This is a genomic window from Paraperibacillus esterisolvens (assembly GCF_046237625.1).
GTDB classification, from domain to species: Bacteria; Bacillota; Bacilli; order Bacillales; family DSM-1321; genus Paraperibacillus; species Paraperibacillus esterisolvens.
This window is the reverse complement of record NZ_CP143545.1, coordinates 1,677,178-1,698,181: the sequence shown is the minus strand read 5'-3', so window position 1 is coordinate 1,698,181 and position 21,004 is coordinate 1,677,178. Positions and strand designations below refer to the sequence as shown.

The 21,004-nt window shown below is 46.3% G+C and carries 17 protein-coding genes; 4 read left to right on the top strand and 13 right to left on the bottom strand.

What is annotated here, in order from left to right:
• Positions 1-26: 26 nt before the first annotated feature.
• From V1501_RS08565 to V1501_RS08540, 6 genes are read right to left on the bottom strand one after another with little or no spacing between them, the layout of a single operon-like run.
• Entirely contained in the window at positions 27-494 is a 468-nt protein-coding gene (locus tag V1501_RS08565; RefSeq protein ID WP_409292595.1) for a GNAT family N-acetyltransferase, read from the bottom strand.
• Complete coding sequence (locus V1501_RS08560) at positions 481-1,035, bottom strand: HAD-IIIA family hydrolase (RefSeq protein ID WP_409292594.1); 555 nt, start codon at positions 1,033-1,035, stop codon at positions 481-483. The genes V1501_RS08565 and V1501_RS08560 overlap by 14 nt, the downstream gene beginning before the upstream one ends.
• A gap of 16 nt (positions 1,036-1,051) precedes the next feature.
• Positions 1,052-1,900 (bottom strand): pentapeptide repeat-containing protein, encoded by an 849-nt coding sequence (locus V1501_RS08555; RefSeq protein ID WP_409292592.1) that lies wholly within the window; start codon positions 1,898-1,900, stop codon positions 1,052-1,054.
• A 57-nt stretch (positions 1,901-1,957) separates the two neighbouring features.
• Positions 1,958-2,413 carry a GNAT family N-acetyltransferase gene (locus V1501_RS08550; protein ID WP_409292591.1) on the bottom strand — a complete coding sequence of 152 codons (456 nt, stop codon included), beginning with the start codon at positions 2,411-2,413 and terminating at the stop codon, positions 1,958-1,960.
• A gap of 11 nt (positions 2,414-2,424) precedes the next feature.
• On the bottom strand, positions 2,425-2,961 hold the full coding sequence (locus V1501_RS08545; protein WP_409292590.1) for an HAD-IIIA family hydrolase: 537 nt from the start codon (positions 2,959-2,961) through the stop codon (positions 2,425-2,427).
• 31 nt (positions 2,962-2,992) lie between these two features.
• Positions 2,993-4,105: a metallophosphoesterase gene (locus tag V1501_RS08540; protein ID WP_409292588.1), complete on the bottom strand. Its 1,113-nt coding sequence runs from the start codon at positions 4,103-4,105 to the stop codon at positions 2,993-2,995.
• Between the two features lie 428 nt (positions 4,106-4,533).
• Between V1501_RS08540 and V1501_RS08535 the strand changes: the two genes are divergently transcribed.
• A complete protein-coding gene (locus tag V1501_RS08535; RefSeq protein WP_409292587.1) occupies positions 4,534-5,778 on the top strand; it encodes an MFS transporter in 1,245 nt (414 codons plus the stop codon).
• A gap of 60 nt (positions 5,779-5,838) precedes the next feature.
• Here V1501_RS08535 and V1501_RS08530 read toward each other — a convergent pair whose 3' ends face one another.
• Positions 5,839-6,195, bottom strand: a complete 357-nt coding sequence (locus V1501_RS08530) for a hypothetical protein (protein WP_409292585.1) — start codon at positions 6,193-6,195, stop codon at positions 5,839-5,841.
• 684 nt (positions 6,196-6,879) lie between these two features.
• On the opposite strand from V1501_RS08530, the gene V1501_RS08525 reads away from it, so the two are divergent.
• A complete protein-coding gene (locus V1501_RS08525) occupies positions 6,880-7,413 on the top strand; it encodes a sigma-70 family RNA polymerase sigma factor (RefSeq protein WP_409292584.1) in 534 nt (177 codons plus the stop codon).
• Positions 7,397-8,752 (top strand): DUF4179 domain-containing protein, encoded by a 1,356-nt coding sequence (locus V1501_RS08520; RefSeq protein ID WP_409292582.1) that lies wholly within the window; start codon positions 7,397-7,399, stop codon positions 8,750-8,752. Before V1501_RS08525 ends, V1501_RS08520 begins: the two co-directional genes overlap by 17 nt.
• Before the next feature lie 21 nt (positions 8,753-8,773).
• Here the strand turns inward: V1501_RS08520 and V1501_RS08515 are convergent, their stop codons facing one another.
• Positions 8,774-12,025: an SNF2 helicase associated domain-containing protein gene (locus tag V1501_RS08515; protein ID WP_409292581.1), complete on the bottom strand. Its 3,252-nt coding sequence runs from the start codon at positions 12,023-12,025 to the stop codon at positions 8,774-8,776.
• Between the two features lie 265 nt (positions 12,026-12,290).
• On the opposite strand from V1501_RS08515, the gene V1501_RS08510 reads away from it, so the two are divergent.
• Entirely contained in the window at positions 12,291-12,461 is a 171-nt protein-coding gene (locus V1501_RS08510) for a hypothetical protein (protein WP_409292580.1), read from the top strand.
• A 369-nt stretch (positions 12,462-12,830) separates the two neighbouring features.
• Here V1501_RS08510 and V1501_RS08505 read toward each other — a convergent pair whose 3' ends face one another.
• The 5 genes from V1501_RS08505 to V1501_RS08485 all read right to left on the bottom strand — a co-directional run bounded on the left by V1501_RS08505 (position 12,831) and on the right by V1501_RS08485 (position 20,951).
• A complete protein-coding gene (locus V1501_RS08505; protein WP_409292578.1) occupies positions 12,831-15,305 on the bottom strand; it encodes a S8 family serine peptidase in 2,475 nt (824 codons plus the stop codon).
• 204 nt (positions 15,306-15,509) lie between these two features.
• Positions 15,510-16,934, bottom strand: a complete 1,425-nt coding sequence (locus tag V1501_RS08500) for a S8 family serine peptidase (RefSeq protein ID WP_409292576.1) — start codon at positions 16,932-16,934, stop codon at positions 15,510-15,512.
• 157 nt (positions 16,935-17,091) lie between these two features.
• On the bottom strand, positions 17,092-17,733 hold the full coding sequence (locus V1501_RS08495; RefSeq protein WP_409292574.1) for a response regulator: 642 nt from the start codon (positions 17,731-17,733) through the stop codon (positions 17,092-17,094).
• Positions 17,708-19,561, bottom strand: a complete 1,854-nt coding sequence (locus tag V1501_RS08490) for a GAF domain-containing sensor histidine kinase (RefSeq protein ID WP_409292573.1) — start codon at positions 19,559-19,561, stop codon at positions 17,708-17,710. The genes V1501_RS08495 and V1501_RS08490 overlap by 26 nt, the downstream gene beginning before the upstream one ends.
• 820 nt (positions 19,562-20,381) lie before the next feature.
• Positions 20,382-20,951 (bottom strand): ribonuclease H-like YkuK family protein, encoded by a 570-nt coding sequence (locus V1501_RS08485; RefSeq protein ID WP_409292572.1) that lies wholly within the window; start codon positions 20,949-20,951, stop codon positions 20,382-20,384.
• Positions 20,952-21,004 lie beyond the last annotated feature (53 nt).

Sequence of the window (21,004 nt, the reverse complement as noted above, 5' to 3'; positions counted from 1 at the left end):
CTCTCCACAGGGAGAGGGCAGCCGGGTTACACCGTAAGCCTCATGATCCATTGTTCACCTCTTTTCCCTATCTTCCTTCTTCCAGTGTCTTCAAAACCTGTTCTATTATAGAGACTTTGTGCTGCTTCATTACGGTGATTCACGCCCAGAGTGATTTCATTACAGGAGGGGAAATGCTCCTTCACAAAGCCGGGGAGCTGCAGCAGACTCCTTTTGGCATATCCCTTGCCCTGATAAACGTAATTAATGGAAAATGCCGTCAGCAGCATGGCACTCTCATTGCTGCTGTATTCAAATACTCTTTCGGAAGAATGCAGCAGGAAAAAACCAACCGGCTCCTCACCGTTTACAATGACAACCCGGTTCTGACCTTCGGCGGCTTCCTCATAATCTGCAGGCATTCCGGTGAACTGTCCCTGCTCTTCCGGGAGGTCAAATTCCCCCAATGCCTTTTTATACTTTTCTTCGTAGAGCTTTAATTTAATACTTCCCAAAAAAAGGTCCTCTCCTGTCTATGACCCACCGGACTGCCTCCAGGAGGTCTTTTGCAATATAATCCGGCTCTGTTTCCTGCCAGGTATGACGGTATTCCCCGAGCGAGCCCATGCCCCAGCCCGTCTGGACAAGCACCTTGCCTGAGCCCGCTGCATGGGCGGCCAGCATGTCGGTGGATCCTGTATCTCCGATAACTACTGTTTTTGACAGGTCAAGCCCATGCTTATCAGCTGCCTCATGCAAAAGACCGGGCAGGGGTTTCTTGCAGGCACAATTCTCATCGGAACTGTGTGGACAGATAAAGGCATCATGGAACCCATAGGAATGGAATTCCCGCCTGAATTCATCCGCCAGCGCCTCCCCGCGCGATATCCTGTGCTGATTGGTATAGGCAAACATCCTGATTCCATGCTGATTCAGGAGCTCGAAGGCTGCTTTGCTGAAGGGGTAAAGCTCGAACCCGTTTGGATGGATAAAATGGCCGTTTCCTCCGATGGTGCCATCCCGATCAATGAATACGGCCTGGATCTTATTGTTCATAGAAGTCTTCCCCTTCTCATGAAGTTCTCCAGTGTGCCGGAATCCGGAACGCGCGGGGCAGTTTTGTATGACGGTCGCCCTTCGCTGAATTAACCTGAACCTGCGTCAGGAAAATGGCCCCCTGCAAGTCCGCACCGCTGATGTCGGCATCCCGCAGATCAGCTCCTATCAGATCTGTATAGCGCAGATTGGCTCCCCTCAAATTAGCCGCAATCAAAAAAGCTCCCCGCAAGTCAGAACCCTGAAGGTCAGCCTCTCTTAAATCTGCACCGATCCATTCCATCCCCTTCCGTCTTTTCTTTTTGCCGCTCGCAGCCGTAGAACGCCCTTTCCGGACCCATTCGCTCGTCTGCAGCAGCAAATCATTAATCAGGGAACGGTGACTTTGAAGGTCCAGCCCCACAATGTCAGCCGGTTCCATTCTTGTCAATTCCTCTGTCTTTTCCATGGCTGCATCCAGCTCCCTGTGAATGGGGAGGGTAACTGAAAGACCCCTCGCTTCATGAAGGTATAGAAGCATTTCATGCAGGTGCTGAACCACAGGAAACACATCAAACATCAGCCCTGACACCTGCGGTTGATCTATCCAGCTTTCCCCCTTGAAAATGACTTCAGAAACCTTCTGCCCAGCCCCGAAGCATTCATATACTGTACAGCCCCGGAAACCCTCCTCCCTTAAATTCCGATGGATTCGGCAGCGATACTCCTCGTCCAGATTCGGACACGGAGTTCCGCTGTTTTTATCGAAGGCAAAATCAGCTGACTTTGCAAAGGGCAGGGCCGTACAGCAAAGGCCAAAGCAGTTTTCGCAGCCGGATTGCAGGAAAGACGGTACAGAGAATGTTTTAGTTGATGCCTTTGACACGTTTGACACTCCTTTATTCATTTAAATCCACTTACAATCTCTCAATCTTGGATACAGTTAAAAACTCCATTCAAAAACGCATTTTTCCTTTTCTCCCCGTAAATATTGTTCATTGTACGGCGGAAGCGGGACGATTTCTATCAATCTGGCCCCGATATATTCACAGGTTTTCCGGGAAGGGATGTTATCCGGGTTGCAGGTGATGATAACCTTGTCCAGTCCGTGGGCAATGGCTGCCTGTTTGATGAGCAGGCACGCTTTTCCTGCATAATGATGGCCCCTGTACTCCTCCTTGACCGAGTAGCCGATATTGCCTCCATAATAGGTATTTTCATTAAAGCCGATCCTGAGGTCGATCTTGCCGATCGGGATATCGGAACCTGACTTCACGATGTGATAAAAATAAGTAGGCACCCAGCTGCGCTTCGGGTCCCCCTGCAGCCTTTTTTCAACAATCAAATCGATTTCATCGCCTTTTATCTTATTCAGCTGATCCAGAAATTCAAAATCCATGACAGCTCCTCCTATTTAGTCAAAATCCACTGAACGGCGTCTTCCAGGTCTACAGCGATATACCCGGCATGCACAAATGCCCACTCTCCGGTATATTCCCGGTTTTTGTATTTGGCGAGTGAAGAAGCACCCGCCCCTGTCTTTACCAGGATGCCTGAATTGCCTGCCTGCCGGGCTGGGAGCATATCCGTCCATCTGTCCCCGATCACCGCACAGCTTTCCAAGGGCAGGCTGTACTCTTCTGCTGCACGCAGGAGAATACCAGCCCCGGGTTTCCGGCAGCGGCATCCATCCCCATGCTGATGGGGGCAGATATAAGCCTTGTCAAAGCCAAATTCCATTAGCTCTGACTTGAATGCCCCTTGTGTGGACAGCCGTGCGGAAATACCGGGCTGGTTCGTAAAAGCGAATATCTTCCTCCCGCTTTCATTCAGTGCCAGAAGTGCCTCTCCTGCACCAGGATACATCTTGAACTGCCCTGGATATTCAATCTCGCTGCCTCCTCCAAGCGTCCCGTCCCTGTCTATGAAAACGGCTCTTATCTTCATGTCTGCACCCTTTCCAGGCGGACCTGCTCCTCTATAGAACGATTGAATGTTTTTTTAGGCTTGAGGCAGCGGCCCATCCTTCCCTGCCGTCTTTTTTGATCAGTACAAAGCCAGTACAGTTTTCATCCACAACTGAGACGATATCCCCTTTTTTGACACTGAGCAGGCAGCAGGCTACGTCTGTCCTGGCGGTACAGTTGCCGTCATCACTCATAATGATATATTCATTTTTCAAGTATAGTTCTGTGCCATTCGAGGCTTGGCGGCAGAGAGTGAAATCCTTCCCCCTCCGGAGGATTTCCATGTCATAGTTCGGATACTTGACCGCACCCTGCATGGTGATGTCGGCATGAAAATCTTCCTGTACCTCCATGGCTGGAAGTGAGTCTGCATAGGCATGCGAATATCGGGGAACTCCGTCCTGATACTGAATGATCAAGGCATTCAGCTGACCCGTTTGTTTCAGGACATTACCGCCGTCAATGGCGATGATTTTCTTTTCTCTATCGATATAAGGATTCTGTCCTGTTTGGACGAACGGATAATTGGACACCGGCCAGTGACCTACTACAACCACCTTCTCTGACATATGACTTCCTCCAAGAAATTCCGGCATGGTTAGAGCCGCTATGCGGGGTGTTTCCCTCCAATCCTCACGATTCTCTATGCCGGCATGAACAAAAATGAAATCCTCGGTTTCAATGGCCGTCGGAAGTGAGGTGATCCAGTCTATTTCCTCTGAATAATGAAGAGTCAGCAATTCTTTCACATCTTTGATTCTGGTATCCTTAGAGAGGACGAACCCCAGTTCAAGAAGCCACTCATTATATAAAGACTTTTCCCTGGCAATCAGATAGTCAATCAATTCCTGGTTTTCCTCCAAGAGGTGATCCATGATTGCCTCACAATTGCCCTCTGTCACATAAACATGAGGATGACTGCCGGCAAGTTCCCTGACATATTGGATCACTCCGCTGCTGCTGCTCCCCTTTTCACACAAATCTCCATTTATGATCAAGCAGTCATCCGCCGTGAAGTTTGTTTTTTCAAGAAGCTCCTGCAGCAGTCCAAGCTCCCCATGAATATCAGAAACAACCAGGGTTCTTCTGTAATTCCTGGTGGATAATTCTACTATTTTTTCCACAAATACTACCCCTTCTATTTGCACTATAATAGGGATATATTCGACAGAAAGATACAAATCCCTTCTCAGGCGCGCGTCTGTTTTATCCTTATAAATTCACAGAATCCCGGCCATACTGTCTGATATGCATATGAATTCTGGGTGGCAGATATTCTCGGAGATTGTAAAATGGCAGCGGATAAATCCTATTGTCTTCACTTCCAATTTAGGGTAGTATGGGAATATCAATTTGTGAAAAGGGTGACTTAGGGCGATGAACAACTAATCCTGCACTTAGAAAACATTCGCTAAAAAGCATATGCTTTTCGATTAATTTTTCTGGATAGGATTAGTGAGCCCTTTTATATGAGCCTGTGATGCAGCATGTGTTATGCTGCCATTCTGCCTGTAAAAAGCCTCCTGTCCAGAAATTGAATGGAGGTTTTTTTATGGAAAACACAGCAGTAGAAAAAGTGACGATGGGCGCATTGTTCCAGAACCGGGTGATCCGGACCATCCTGATTTCCGTTCTGTTCCTGCAGATCGGAATCTGGGTGCGGAATTATTCCATCCTCTTATATGTAATTGAAAAAACCAATGAAAATCCGGTAGCGGTTTCCATGATATCAGTGGCGGAATTTGCCCCGATTTTCTTGTTCTCCTTCATTGGCGGCACCTTCGCAGACAGGTGGATGCCGAAAAAAACCATGATCTGGTGCGACCTGTTGAGCGCCATGTCCATCTTTGTGGTGCTTATCACCCTGTTCTTTGGAAGCTGGAAGGTTATATTCTTTGCCACCCTTGTGTCATCGATCCTTTCCCAGTTTTCCCAGCCATCCGGCATGAAGCTCTTTAAGCTGCATGTGCCGCCGGCAATGGTACAGATGGGGATGTCCATGTATCAGACCGTTTTTGCTCTATTCATGATCCTCGGGCCGATCATCGGGACCTTCGTGTATCAGCGCTTCGGCATCATGGCTGCAATTTCGGTCATGGGTGCAGCCTTCCTGATCTCAGCTGCCGTCCTTGTGATGCTTCCTCCGGACCGGGCACAGGCAAAGGCAAAGGCCGGTACATCCCTTATGCAGGAAATGAAGGACGGCTTCCGTTATGTGAAAAACAGCCGGCCGCTCACCCTCCTTGGCGGTTCATTTGCTGCAGCAGGCCTTGCGATCGGATTAACACAGCCTCTTGGGGTATTCTTAATCACCGAACGTCTCGGACTCCCGAAAGAAGATCTCCAGTGGCTGATGGCCGCCTTTGGAATCGGCATGATTCTTGGCGGCGGCCTCACAGTGGCCCTGGCCAAGAAAGCCCTGCCCCAGCTTCTGCTGGTTATCGGAATGGCTGCCAGTGCCATCGGATTCATCGGGATGAGCCTTTCAACCGAACTCTGGCTCACACTTGCATTCCAATTTTTCGCCGGCGTGTTCATGCCATGCATCCATATCGGCATCAACACCATGATCCTGCAGAATACCGATGAAGCATTCATCGGCCGGGTCAACGGGATCCTGAATCCGCTCTTCATGGGCGCCATGGTCATCACCATGTCCATGTCCGGGTGGCTCAAATCCCACCTTTCCATCGTACTCATGTACGAAGCATCCGCCCTTCTGCTCGGGCTAGGAATCCTGGTCCTCATGCCGCTCATCCGGAAAGACCGCTCGGAGCAGCAGGTCAGGGAAGTTTAATAAATATCAAAAAAAGCCTGGGAGTTCTCCCGGGCTTTTCTTTGCTTATTATTGGAGTGTTCAATGAAATTGGTATAACACCAAAATATAATTTTCTTTATCGCTTACCCAAAGCTCAACCATAAAGAAGTACCCTTTAGGGAAATCATCTAAATATACATTATCATCAAGGCAGATATTATTTTTAAATTTTGAATTCCATTCAGACTTAACATCATCAATCAATAATTTTTCTAATTTACTTACTTGTTCTGTTTGATAGTTACAGATAAATATTTCTTCTATCAACCCATTAAAAATCATTGATCCAAGTTCCTGCAGCGTTGGAAGACCGGGTAGAATTTTATTTGATACCAATACTTCATTGTTATAAATCAGTTTTTTTCTATTATCTATAAAATATCCTTTTCTCCTCACAATGCTCAGCCTTTTTTGTTTATTTGCTGGGTGTTTTATCTTACAAAGAGTTTTTCTCTTTGACTAAAGGACTTAGTATGAAGAAACCGGATTGAAACTACCGGGATTATTACCCCTCACTCCAGCCACGCTGCCCCTTCTTTTTCCTGTTCTTAAAAACCACGCAAACGAAAAGAACGTCCCCCTGCTTTCTATCGGTGACATCCTCCTGTTTATCCTGCCAAGCCTATTCTAAGAGGTACGACCTCAACACTTCCAAAAACAAATCTTTCTCCTCAGTCGAGCATCGCTGTCTAAAAGTCCCTGCCCAGTGCTTCTCCCTGATGATAAGAAAAATCAAAACATCTTTCCCCTGGTCCTCCGTGCAGATATAATAAAGCGTTGGCTTCTTTTTTTTCCAAATGTTTCTACATATAATTCTTTTCTATTAATCTTTATCCTTTTTCCAATCCATTCGGATATCCCTCCTATTTAGTATCTGCCTTTCATATGCTGCGGTGGAGGCCGAGGATATGGAGTTTTTTGTAAGCGTTAATGGAAATGTTCGAATGAATTCTTCAAAGGAATTCCTCCTCTTTTTTCTTCATTTTACCATCTACTAGAAAATGATTTTAAAAATATTTATTAAGCCTGAAACTTTTCCCCATCAATCCCTGCTCTAATAGTTGAAAGGAGGGACAGGATATGAACGAAATTGAATTAGTGAAACGGGCTGTGCGTGGCGATGAACAGGCATTTACTGCCCTCATTAAAGCTCAGGGTGAAAAGCTGTATAAAACCGCTTTTCTTTATGTGAGAAATAAGGAAGATGCGCTCGATGTTGTCCAGGAAACGGCATATAAAGCCTATCTATCCCTTTCTGGACTAAAAAATCCGGAATACTTCGGTACCTGGCTTATTAAAATATTGATCCGATGTTCCTATACACTGCTGAATAAAAGAAAAAAGAGCTTCATGCCTGGCGATGATGTGATTAACGCCTTTTTGGACAGTGCTGATATTCCGCCACAGTCATGCCAGGACCTGCCAACTGCTCTGGAAAAGCTTGAAGGAAATTACCGGACTGTCATCATTCTTTTTTATTATCACGATTGGCCAATCAAAAGCATTGCCGAGGCGATGGAAAAGCCGGAGGGTACTGTGAAGACCTATCTAAGACGTGCCAGACTGGAATTAAAAACCATTTTGAAGGAGGTGCCCCATGAACAAATGGGCTGAAGAGCAGATGTCAGGAATTGAAGTGCCAATGGATGAAGTGATGAAAGCAATCGAAACCGGTATGGAGCGCGGCCGGCAGGAAAAAGCAAAGCGAAAATGGATATCCGGCAGGAAGGCAAGTGCAGCCGTATCAGCTGCGGCAGCGGTGCTGCTCTTCACCTCAGGCTTCCTTTCCCCGTCGATGGGTTCAGTTCTGGCAAGCGTTCCGGTCATTGGCGGTATTTATGAAGATTTCCATTCTGAAACTGGCAGGAAGCTTGAGGAAGCAAAGCTTGTTACATCACTGAATGAGAAGGCGGTCAGCAGCGGCGTCAGTGTGGTGCTGACTAGTGCCTACTATGATGGAAACCGGATTGGCATCACCTTTAAAGCCGAGGGTGACGGGCTGACCTCCGTTGTCACCGATTCAGGGCCGGCAGCCGGCTACAGCCATCAGCTGTTTGACGGTTCGGAGCAGAAGCAGTGGTCCGGGAGCATGGAGCCGCTGAAGAAGAAAGGCGGCAGCTATATCGGGGCACTAGAGCTTGATTATCCAGGCGCAGAACTTCCAAAACATTTCACGCTTCCCCTCACCTTCACAAGCATGGGCGGCCAGAATGGCACATGGAAATTCTCGGTGCCCGTCAAACAGCTCTCTGCTGAAAAAATTCCGTCAGCCGAAGCGTCTCAGAAAGCTGGGTATTCCTTTGAGATGAAATCAGTCATCCGTGCCCATGCGTCTGCGGTTCTAAATTATACAACAACAGTACCTGCCGATGGAGCTGAGGACAGCTTTGATGCCGAAGTGATGGATGATAAAGGGCGTGTGCTCCCGCTCAGCTCTGTAAGTTCCACACAGCTGGTGCTCGGTGGCAAGATCTCGGATGATGTCAAACATCTGATGATTTACCCCCGATTCAATCAGGACGAGTTTCCGGCCATACATCCGCTTCAAAAGACTCCTTTTGAAGTGAAAAGCAGCCGGACTCCATACCGGCTCACGGTGAAAAATTGGGAACGTGCAGGAGGGAAGCTTGTGGTACAGTATCAGCTTAATGATGTACCTGGCTCCATTAAGAAAGACGTAATACAAAACTTTGCCGATGTTATGAACCTTATTAGAACGGCAGATGCGGCAAAAGGACTGACCGGGCAGGAATTCTATGATCATCTGAAGCCTGAGTCCCTTATCTACGGTAACCGGGGGCGGGTAATAAATGAGAAAGAAGTTATCCTGGAGTCCACTTTTGAGACAAATGACGAGGAAAAAGATTTCTCTCTCATGGTACCTTTTGGTGTCCTTATGAGAAATGCCAGCGGTGTGGAGCTGCCCCCTGTTAAGATTGAATTAAAAAAATAGCAAGAAAAACGGCAGCGGTCCTTAGTCCGCTGCCGTTTGTCTATGTCTCTCCCCATCTTCCCCTTTTGGGAGAGGATCGGAAAATGGAGGACTTTCCCCCAGCAGCTCGCGGATATCTTCGTCAGTGAGGGCCATCGTGTTCCTGGATTCTCCGGCGAGGATGGATTCGGTGAGCTGTTTCTTTTTTTCCTGCAGTTCGTTCATTTTTTCTTCAATGGTGCCGCGGGCGATTAGCTTGATCACCTGTACTGTGCTCTTCTGTCCATACCGGTGGGCCCGGTCTGCCGCCTGCTCTTCGACAGCAGGATTCCACCAGGTATCATACAGCACGACCGTATCAGCACCGGTCAGGTTAAGTCCGGTGCCGCCGGCTTTTAGGGAAATAAGAAAGAGATTCCGCTCACCTCTATTGAATTTCTCACACAGCTGCACTCTTTCATGTGACGGTGTCTCACCGTCGAGATAGAAAAAGGGCATCCCTCTCCGGGCAGCTTCCCTTCCAATCATTCCAAGCATTTTCGTGAACTGTGAAAAAACGAGTACCCTTCTCCCGGCAAGCCTGGCTTCTTCCAGGATTTCCAGGAGCTGATTGAATTTCGCTGAACCGCCCTTATAATGATCGACGAATAAGCCAGGATGGCAGCAAATCTGGCGGAGCCGGGTGATTCCCGCCAGGATTTTGATCCTGTTTTTTCTGACGGTATCCCGGTCCAGATGCTTCAGGGTATCTTGACGCAGCTTTGCCAGGTATCCTGCATAAAGGGTCTTCTGCGCAGGAAGCAGCTCCTGTGTCTCCGAGGTCTCAATTTTTTGTGGAAGCTCAGGAAGAACATCCTCCTTCACCCGTCTCAGCATGAAAGGCCTGGCTCTTCTTGCAATCTGCTTTGGAGTGAGATAGCTGTATTCTCTGAGATCTGCAAACAGCCCGGGAAATACCACATGAAATATGGACCAGAGTTCGGTTATGGAATTTTCCAGAGGTGTGCCGGTTAGAGCAAAGCGATGGCCGGCCGTAATCTGTTTCACTGCCCTTGCCGTTGCAGTTCCCGGATTTTTAAAAGCCTGCGCCTCATCAAAAAAGACGGTATGAAAGGAGCGGTTTGCATACCAGGCGATATCCTTCCTCAGGAGCGGATACGATGTGATGATCACATCCATCCGGCCGGCTTCACCAAGCAGTTTCATCCTTTTTTCAGGGGTTCCATCCATGACTGCTGCCTTCACTCCCGGCATGAACCTCATCATTTCATCAAGCCAGTTATAGAGAAGAGAAGAAGGACACACAATCAGTGCCGGACTTCTGTCATTTTTAATCTGATCAAGCACCGATTCAATATAGACAAGAGCCTGTACGGTTTTGCCAAGTCCCATATCATCGGCAAGAATCCCTCCAAACCCGAACCCGGCCAGGGTTTTCAGCCAGACAAAGCCTTCCTTCTGGTACCCGCGGAGGACCGTGCTGAACCGGGGCGGAATCAGGACAGATCCGGGATCCGGCGTCTTCAGGCTTTGGAGCAGTTCCTTGAATGAATCCTCATACTTTAAAACGGCGGTTTCATCCATCCTGCTGAGCACATTCAGTCCTTCAATCAGCGGGATCCTTCCAGAGCTTCCCTGGATTGCTTCAGGTGATATGCCGGCAAGAAACCGGCCCATCTCCTGCATTTCCTTTGTCTCAAGTGATAGAATCGAGCCCTTCAGGCGGTAATATTTTCGTTTTTCTTCAATGGCTGCAAGGATTCCCCTGATCTCATCCTCCCCTAGACCATCCAGCTTAAAGGAAAACTCCAGCCAATTGGTTCGTTCCCGTTTAATGCTGATCCGCACCTGCGGCGGTGTACCAGGCTTAAAAAGCCGGTTCTTGACTGCCGTTGTGGCGTATACCTGGAGAAGATCCTGGAGCTTTGGGAGTATATGATGCAGGAATTGGTATTCCAGTGCTTCATTGTGCAGGTAATAGCCTTCATCTGTCCGGGAAAAAGAGCTTTCCTCCATGAGCTGCATGATTTCGTGCTCCTTTTCCTTATCGCGGATATACATATTCCCGGCAAACAGCCCATCATCCTCCTGTGGATTGATAACAGCATGCTCATAATGAAATTCAAGTCCCGCAAGCAGCCGGTTTTTCACCCGGTCCAAGTATAGCTTTGCCTTAAGGGGCGTCCTGGTAAGGATGGCAGATATATTCCCTGAAATCTTCACCTCTCCCAGGGCCTGCAGACCGCCTGCCACCTTTTCTAAAAACAGGTCCGCACTGGCCGCGGGAATCCTCATCCGGCTGGAGCCTGCGCCTCCAAGCATTTTTTTCAGGTTGAACAAGCGATGGCAATCTGCGCTGTCGAGGCTGTACACTCCCCCTTCAAAAATCACCAGCTGATGATCAGTGATGACAGCAGCCTTTTCCAGCCCCATTGCACTGAATGTCAGTCCCTGTTTCTCTTCCTGAAATTCAAAAAGCAGGGGCAGCCTGCTATCTCTAAAGGTGATCCTGTCATATAGCATGCCGCCCTGCTTCAGCTTTACATGAGGAGCTGATTTCAGCAGCTCAAGGATTTTTTGCAGATAGGAAGGCGGTACGATCAGAGTGCCTTCCTCCCCTGACTTCCCGTGATCAAGTAAAGCAGCCTCATCCTGGGCGATTTGGGCAAGGAGAGTTATAACAGAGTCTGATGCCTCATCAAAGCAATGCCTTTCAGGGTCATAAATTTGCGAATCGAACAGCACACAGCGCTGTCCCATTTTTACGCTGAGCAGAAAGGGAAGAAGGGCGGAAATCTGCCTGTCTCCTGCCTTTATGGATATGGCGAACTCATGGCTGCCGCCCGTATGGTCCGTCAGTGTGCAGATGAACTCTACATTAAGCTCCCTCCGGTTTTCGAAACGGCTGCGCCTGCCGCCCGCTGCAGGAACTCCGGAGTTGAAAAGCGATAACACATCCTCCGCCAGACTCCACGGGTCCTCCCCGCTTTTATTTATCAGGCGCGGACTTGTACCGGTTTGTCTAAAATCCCTGCAGGCCAGGAGAACGGCCGCGACATGCTGGCAGTCCTTCTGGAACGACGCAAGCGATGGACAACTGCAGGCCGTCACCATACTACCCTCCCCATCCTGCCTGATCGTCACATGAAACACTTCTGTACCATACACCTCAGCTTCGATATAAGACTCCCCATATGCTAAAAAAGCAACTTTATCCGCCCGGAAAAACGCCGCCCCCCTCTTGTAGGAAACACCTCCGCACCTGTCCATAATCATCCCATCCGTCAGCTTCATATCCAAACCTCTGCACCTTCCTTACAACTTCCGTCCATTTTCAATATTTCCATCATACCACAGAGCCAACGGAAGGTCAGGATTTCCCAATCTTTTACGGTTGGGACAGCACAGAGGTAACCTTTTCCTGAAAACAACGTCTATCTCCATAAAGGGTGTGTGCAAATGATTAACCGATGGACTTTATACCTGGTACTGCCTAACACTGCTTCTTGGCGGCTGCAGCAGAATTGAAACCAAGCTCTCTGAAAAGGATGCCAGGGCTTTGGTTATTGAAGAACATACTGGAGATATAGGAAAAGTGGAAATCGTTTCTGTAAAGACCAAATTCAATGAATATATCATTAAGTGGAAAAACACGGAGAACTGTGAGGAAGGAACGGATTATGTGAAGCCGGATGGTGAAGTCAAGAACGGCGCAGCTTCTATTTGCTAATTGAAAGAGCTGCAATAAGCAGCTCTCAGATTATAGACAAACCCATTTTTCGAATTTCAGTTGGAGAAAAAGGGGGTTGTTCCTTATTTAGTTATATATTTGGCAGATTTTGGACTCCAGTCAATAAAATAGACAATATCCGGATATCATAGGCGTGTTTTTTTCTTCCGCACCTTAGCTGGATGCCTCTGTGTGAAGGATTCTTTTGTACTTCGATAACTCCTTTACACAGAGGAAATAAATGCAGGATTGGGATTGGCATTTGCGCCAATTCATACACCTTTTCGTATTCCATGAAAACCACATACCACAAGAAATGCTGCCTTTTCAGATAGAGAACTCGATTGCTGCTGCCTCGTTCTCTATTACCTATTGCAGAAACGCGTTATAATAACGTGTCATAGCTACTGCAAAATCTCCTCTTGTAATTTTGCCGGCAGGAGTAAAACTGGCTGAGACTACAGGCTTTAGATCATATGGACCCTGTTTTAGGGAGAATGAAGCATTAAGAATGTTTAGGTCTAGAGCAAGCTGGACGTATCCTTTTAACTCTCCAGGAATATTGGCCTGGTCTTCAATATTTATTCTTTCATCTTTATATTGAACGGTTATCTGGCCGGTAAAGCTCTCGGCATCCTTCTGTAAGCCCAGGCTTTGTACTAATGAATAGGCGAGTTCAGCCCTTGTGACTCCGTCCTTAGGTGCAAATTTGCCGATGCCCTTTGATAATATTACTCCTTTTTGTACTTGCTGCTGGTCCCTGAACGCTGCGCCTTTTGCTGCTGCAGCCTCTGTATATGGCAGGTCCGCTGCTTCTACATCAGTGAAAGAATTCTTTCCGGCTGCTGGCAGTGACTGACGGATTTCCGCTCCCATGACCAGATACCTTGCCAGTTCGGAACGTGTTAACAGGGAAGACGGTTTAAATGATCCGCCGGTATAGCCGTCAAATAAGCGTTCACTCACACCCATTTTGATCGCTTCTGATGCAGGATGGCCGGCTATATCATTTAAACCGGTGAAGCCGCTGACCTTCGTAAAGGCTAATGAACCCTTCACTGTTTCGGGAAGTCCACTTCCAATTGGGTTTGCTTGATCTCCCCTGATTCCCCTGATCTCAGCTTTCCATTGACCGGAAACCGGGGATGAAACGGAAACAGTGCGGTCTGTATATAGCGGGAATAATAGACTTACCCCTGAACTGTATTCTTTTCCATCTGGTGCAATAAGGACGAGGTTAATGGGGTTGCCGGTCTCCTCAAGCAGTCCCTTTCCATCCACTTTTGCTACAAGGCTTGATAACCCTGCTTCAACTGTGAATGTATTTTGATTGGTGGATAGGGATGTGACGGGATTAAAATCCACCGAAAATTCTTTGCGTTCAGTTGATGATTGGACGTTACTGTTAAAGGTTTGGGATGCATTGACCGTTTTTCCGTACTCTTTTCCGTTATAGATTCGATCCACAGCCGCATAGGCATTTACATATCCTGATCCAACTTCCCAGGTTTCATAACCCGGCATGTTAGTCGCAGTTTGCTGCAGGATATTCTTAATTTCTGAAGGTGAAAGCACCGGATTTGCTTCAAGCATAAGAGCTACTATACCAGCTACATGAGGGGTTGCCATCGAAGTTCCGCTCATCGTTGTATAATAAGGAAGATAAGCAGGCGGAATCGTCTGTGCATCCTGTTCGGCAGCTAAGCTGGATACAGGTCCAATCACTCTGGTTGACACAATATCTACCCCAGGAGCAGTTATCGTCGGTTCATCCTTCCATGTCCACTCCCGGCCATCCGCAGAGAAAGTCCCTCCAACTCCTTTTGTTCCCCGTGAAGAAAATTCTGCCAATTTCCCATTTTTCTCACCAGCTGCAACGGAGATTACCCATGGCGCTTTTGCATAGGGGTTATGTGTATTTTCTCCTGGCCCTTCGTTACCGGCAGCAAATAATACAGTGATCCCTCGATCAAATGCTTTTTTGCTAGCTATGTTAATCGGATCATTCGGGTCGAAATCACCGCTGGATCCCCAGGAATTGGTGATCACTCGAATATCATATTGAGTCTGATGTGTGAGTGCATAGTCGAAACCGCCGATGCCATCCAGGACAAACAATGCGGCTCCTGAACCGTATCCAATTAAGTCCGCCCCTGGTGCTGCACCTTCGTATTTACCGGAAGACATTGCTCCAGTGCCTCCAACAGTTCCAGCAACATGAGTCCCGTGGCCGGAATTTGTATCCGTGTTCGGAACGTTCTCCTGGTATGTTATCGGAAGAAGTGTTGGCTCAAGTGCATTAAGGTTGGTGGAACCCAGTACGTTTTGGACCAGGTTTTTACCAAGCTCAATGTCCTTGTGAGTCCCGTCGACTCCGCTGTCATTGATGACTATCCCGATGCCCTTGCCTGTTACCGGATGGCCATTGTTGGCTTTTTGAAAACCCTGATCGGTTCTTACCTTATCCACTCCGGTTACGTTAGTGGCTTCTTCGTTAAAATAGCTCAGCTTTTTATTAAGGTAGACAGATTGAACTTCTCCGGATTCTGCCAGTTCTTTAATTTGAGACCCGGTTGCAATCACACCCGCAATCGGAAGTGATTTCATAGTTACCCCTGTTTTTATTCCGAGGGTTTTTAGGAGACCCAGCTGAGATGCTGATGGAGGGCCGTCCCCTTTGAAAGAAACGATAACCTGTAGAGAGCTTGCTGTTTCAAGAGCTCTTTCTATTAGCGGATCTACAATTCCTTTTGTTCCTTCAGCAGCGTATGCATCCTGCTGCCTCGATCCAAATTGCGGTAAAAATATCAACAGGGCTAAAAACACATAAATCCAACGTTTCATCTATTCTCCTCCGTTTTCAAAATATTTAAAACCTTAGTCTAATTATCCTTAAAAATTGGAAATCCATCTATTGCGCAAAGGTTCTATTTTGAACCTCCTGATGGAGTATTCTCATATACTACAAAGGATATAGTGTATATAGTACCTATTCACCTGCAAGCAGGGCTGGCTCGAGTGTGAGCCAGCCCTGATCATATCAATAGATTATTGTCCTATATGAAAAACTCTTTCAACTGCCCCAAAGGCGTTAACATAACCGCTTCCTGTTTCCCAGTGTTCATAGCCTGCCATCGGGGTGGCCGTGGATTGAAGAATGCTTTTAACCTCGGAAGGAGAAAGGGCCGGGTCTGCATCAAGCATTAAAGCAATAATGCCTGCAACATGAGGTGCAGCCATAGATGTGCCGCTCATGGTGGTGTAATAAGGAATATAGGCAGGCGGGATAAACTGCACATCATCCGCTGCACCTAAAAGCGGGATTGGTGCCAATACTCTTGTTGAAATAATATTAACTCCAGGTGATGTAACTGTAGGACTGTCTTCCCACATCCACGTTTGTCCGTCCACAGTTACCGTTCCTCCGAAACCTTTTTTACCTCTGGAAGAAAAATCTGCGAGATTCCTCGACTTGTCGCCTGCCGCCACTGTGACTACCCACGGGGCTTTTTTGTAATTACCGGAGATCGTGGATTCACCTGGTCCGGAATTGCCCGCTGAGAAAACGGTTGTAATTCCTCTGTCATACAGCTTTTTAGTAGCAACATTGATTGGATTGTAGGGATCAAACGCTGTTCCCGAGTCGCTGGTGTCGCCCCAGGAATTCGTAACTACACGAATATTGTAAGCTTGCTGATGGGTAAGTGCGTAATCAAATCCGCCGATGGTATCAAGCATTGCAAGTCCAGCACCTGAGCCATAGCCAATCAGGTTAGATCCGGGTGCCGCGCCTTCATATTTTCCTCCTGACAGCGCCCCTGTTCCACCGACAATTCCAGCAACGTGGGTCCCGTGGCCGGAGTTACTATCGGTATTCACTACATTCTCAATATACGAAACAGGTAATAATGCATCTATGGCGTGAAGATTCGTTGCACCCAATACATTCTGGACAAGATGCTGTCCAAATTGTAAATCCTTATGAGTTCCATCCACTCCGCTGTCGTTAATGAGCACCCCAATGCCTTTTCCGGTAACCGGAAGGCCCCCGTTTAAGGATCTTATGGTTTCATTGGTCCTGACTTGATCCACGCCGGTCAATTCGGTACTATCTTCATTTTCATACTGAAGTGTTTTATTTAGATAAATAGATAAAACATTTTTCCCGGCGGCGAGTTTGTTTATTTGTCCTTTCGTAGCTAAAGCCCCGGCAATCGGCAGCTTGTTAAACATAATTCCTTTAGTGATTCCCGCATCTTTAAGGAGCTGCAATGATTCGGGTGAGACTCTGTCTTCGTTTTTAAAAGTAATAATTACCTCAACCGGTTTCACCGAGTCCACTAATGTTTCACTCAGATTAGGATCAATAAACGCGCCGCCATCCTCCTCGGCTGTTGCAGCAGCGGGCAATAAAGGAAAAAACATTACTGAGATTAATAGGAATGCGGATACTATCCAAGCTTTTATTCTCATTTTTTCAGCTCCTATGCATTTTACATGTATTTTCTCATGATTGAGCAAAAACAACTATTCTGCATAAGGTGTAATAATAGATATACCGTAGTATTAACCGGCTTACTACTAAAGTAGTATTCAAAACGTTCCCCAGGCATAAAAACAGGGTTCCATATCAGGAACCCGGCGGTATGGGAACAAGCTGGTTCTGCACCGCATAAATTACAACTTGTGACCTGCTTTTCACATTCAATTTTTTTATGATCTTACTTACATGTATTTTAACGGTCTTATCGCTGATAAACAATTTGGCTGCGATTTCTTTATTGCTTAACCCCTCAAGAAGGCAGAACAGGACTTCCTTTTCCCTCTCTGTCAAAGCAGATTCTTCAGGCTTTGCCTGCTGGTGAAAGGACAGCAGTTTTTTGGTCATAGAGGGATGGATGAATGATTCTCCCTTGGCAACCGAACGAATTGCTTCGATAACTTGACCGTAAGGAGCATCCTTCAGCAAATACCCATCTGCCCCTTCCCTGATGGCAGACATAAAATATTCTTCATGGCTGTGCATCGTAAGGATTAAGACTTTGATATCAGGATATTGCCGCTTAAGGAGACCTGTTATTTCAACACCACTCTTCTCGGGAAGATTGATATCCATTAAAATCATACTTGGCTTACAGACCGGAACCTGCCTTAACGCCTCTTCACCAGAGACGGCTTCTCCTACAACCTCTATGTTGTCCTCCATTTCCAATATACTTTTTAGCCCGTCCCGCAACACTGCATGATCATCCACTAGCATGAGCCTGATCATGAATCTCCCCCCCTTCAAAACCCATTTTTGGCACCATTATTAATACAATTGTTCCTTCTCCCTCTTTGCTGTCTATTTGAAGTGATGCATTAAGCTTTTCGGCGGCATCATTCATTTGCAGGATGCCGAAATGCGGCTGCTTTTGAGCTTTGATCATTGCCTGGAAAAGCGAAAATCCCTTCCCATTATCCTTTACCTTGAGCAGAATATGGTCAGCCTGATTGCATAGCAGGACTTCAATTTTAGAAGCTCCTGCATGTTTTATAGCATTCTGAATGCTTTCCTGAAAAGAATCGTACAGGACTTTTTCTGCCATAGGGCTTAGATCAAAGTCTGTCCCTCTCTTTTCAAATTGTATGACTTGATTGTACTCTTCTCGGAGTGCATTTATTTTTTTGGTGATTGCTGCTACCAGTCCCGCTTTCTCAGTCGGATATGGCCTGAGGGCATATATAGATTCCCGCACTTCCTTTAAACTCTCCCTTAATCTGCAGACACTTTCGTCTACCAGCTTTAGGGTTTCTTCCGGCTTCTTGGAATAAATTTTCCCTGCTGTTTCCAGCTTCATGACTGCACCGGCCAATGTCTGTGCAATCCCATCATGAATTTCTCTTGCTATTCTGTTTCTTTCCTCAAGGATTAAGCGTTTTTCTTTTTCAGAAAGAAGCATTTGTGTTTTAATTATTGCTGCCAACTGGTTAGATAGAGTTGCCAGTGACTGAACATCTTCATTGGTAAAACTTTTTGTCCTGCTTCTGGCAACAATAAACATACCGACCGTTTCGTTCTCTACAACCAGCGGAGAGTAGACAAAAGATTTGAGGTCACTGTCAAAATAGCCTTCAGCAATCCCGATATTTTGTTTGCGGTCGTTATAAAGAACGGGGTGTTTCATCGACTCGAATTGATCAAATCCTTCTGGCGCCAATGAATGAGGTACCGAGGTTCTTCCTTCCTGAAATCTTTGCTGCCATATCCCTGTTTCTTTTATCCATAAAATACATGCTTCAACATCCATAAAATGAAAGAAACTATCCTTTAAAGTTGAATGCCACTTTGACTCAGGAACAATATGGTTTAGTTCGGTCGTGATTGAGAACAAGGCTTTCAGCCTATTCTTCTCCTGCCTAAGCCGGGCGATTGTTGAACTTAATAAACTAAGTCCCACAAGAGGTGAAAAGAAGAAAAAATAGGAAAACACATCAATTGTCCCGCGGTTCTGGCTGCCCAATGTGTAAAGCAGAATTCCATATAATAAAGAAATAATCAAATTATTGATTTCGGTAACCGTTTTGTGTTTCCACATTTTCATGGAATATGGCTGGGGACGAATGACTAGTACTAAATCAACTATTAAATTGTTAAAGATGAAGAAGAAGAATAATAAAATCCCAAATTCAACAATACCTGCCACCACTGGTGATGGCAACCCAGCTTCAGCCATAGGACTGAAAAAAGAAAGAATGGAAGTACTCAGCATAATGCTTAAAGCCAGTTGAGCGGGATTAAAAAGAATAATCCTTAAAGGACGACGGTGCAGCAGATTAACCACCAATACCACCAGCGCATAGCAAAGTGCAGTATAAGGAGTGCCAAATATGGTATAAAGAACATATACCAAAGGAAATGAGATAGCCGTGAACCCTTTCCAAACCGGCATTGGATAATACTCGCTTATAAACAGGAAAACAATGAACAATAGTAAAATGACCGGCTCTTCAGGAACAGTAAGAGAAAGAGCTGATGAGAAGATTGACAACCATCCCGCCAACGTAATAAAACCAAGAAAAACCTTTGAGTATTTCTCCCTGGTCTGAAAATCCACCATACCTATTAAAGGCACCCCCTGTTGTTTTGAATATTCTGTAATTTATATTTTATGATTTACCACAGTAAAACACAAATAAAAAAACCCTGCACTAGTCGAATGGATACCACTAACCAGTGCCGGGCCAAGTCCAAATAAGGACTCTGTTAATGTATATTATTGCAGATGGTTATATAGATGCCTATTCATCTAACGGGCTATTCGCGTAGTTCAAAAGTAGTATTTTTTCTTGTTGAAAAGGTTTGAGTTCCCATTCATATGTTCATTCCTATGGTTTGCTGCTCCTTATAATTGGTTCTATACATATAACTGGATAGTTATTGGCATATGTATTAATCATTTTGTGAAATGATACCCTCTATTTCACCTCGATATGGATCTAAGATAAGAATAGTCTTAGAGTCAGCGAAAGTTTGCTTTACCTCTGATGTTTTTACCAGCATCGCGGACTGGGTTTTCCAAAAGATACTTATTTCATCTAAATATATTTGCCCGCTAAAGAAAAAAAGCAGAAATGAAAGTAGAGGAAGCTATTCAGAGAATGCGGTCATCCTTTCATTCCAGCATAAGTTAAAGGAATAGTCATTATTACTTCCACTTGAGCTGGTTAGACAGCATGATGGCCAATTCTTCAGATATGACTTTGCAGGAGCGTATATAAGAAATATGAGGCTGCATATACCAATAGTTGGTACAGCCGTGAGTGTTAACTTGAAATACTTTTATTTGCCGTTAACAGGAAAAAGAAAAATCCTTCATGCGCTCATGAAGGACTAAGTATATATGGCTTCCGTCGAAGCTTGGCCTATTCATGCCAGCCTTAAACGATTTTCCGGTGCGGTCCAAGGGCATTGCGCTTTGTATATTTGTTGGCGACGCTTGAGGCGCCATATGAGTTCGGCTTGATCACCGGCTGCAGGCCCATTGCCTCGATACGCGCGACCATTTCCCGCACAAATTCCCTGGTTTTGTTCCGGCTTCCATTTCCAATATCAATATGGCCTTCAATTGTAAAACCGGCCCCATTATAAATGTGTGGCAGAACTAAGTTTATCAATACATCTCTATGCTTCTCTGTAAAAAGGGCGGCCAGCTGTTCAGTCAGAGAGGTTTCCTTTGATATGCGCTCGTGCAGGTGCAGCATCTTGCGGGGGATAATTTCCTTGCGGCTGCACATCCAGGCGCCCTTTCCCTGTCTGTGGATGATGATAGCTGTTATAAAGACGGTATTCCTTTTGTGTACCTGCGAATCGGTGCCGACGATCAGGCGGTAATTGCCATGCGGCTCCTTCTGTATAAACTCGACGATGCGCTGGAATACCTGCTCAAATGTCATATTGCTTTCTGAAAGATTGTGGAAGTGATACGTATTTACCTGTTCCTGTTCCATTGATTCTCACCTGCCTTATCCTTTCACAGGATGAAAGGGTTCTTGCCTCAGCC